This is a genomic window from Alkalicoccobacillus porphyridii (genome assembly GCF_007293315.1).
Taxonomy (GTDB): Bacteria; Bacillota; Bacilli; order Bacillales; family Bacillaceae_D; genus Alkalicoccobacillus; species Alkalicoccobacillus porphyridii.
Genome location: NZ_VLXZ01000237.1, coordinates 1 through 266 on the forward strand (window position 1 = coordinate 1; position 266 = coordinate 266).

At 57.9% G+C, this 266-nt stretch carries 1 protein-coding gene; it reads right to left on the reverse strand.

Translation table 11 applies throughout. The annotated features are described in order from the left end of the window. The coding region (locus tag FN960_RS24160) for an adenine deaminase C-terminal domain-containing protein (RefSeq protein WP_368854063.1) at nucleotides 1-266 on the reverse strand (266 nt) is incomplete at both ends.

The following is a 266-nucleotide window of genomic DNA, read 5'->3' on the forward strand; positions in this document are numbered from 1 at the left end:
TCACTGGCAGAGAAAGAAACGCCATCTGAATAAACGGCTCATCGGGTAACGGACCGCATTCACGGGCGGCGGCTTTCAAGGCGTCAATTTGTTCCGCCAGCGACTGCGCCGTGTCGGTGCTCATCAGCCCGGCAATGGGTAACGGCAGATGACTTTGTACCTGGCCGTTACGTACCACGCACAGCCCGCCGCCATCCTGAATCACCTGATTGACCGCCAGCGCCATCTCTTCGGCACTGCGACCGATCACCACAATATTATGGCTG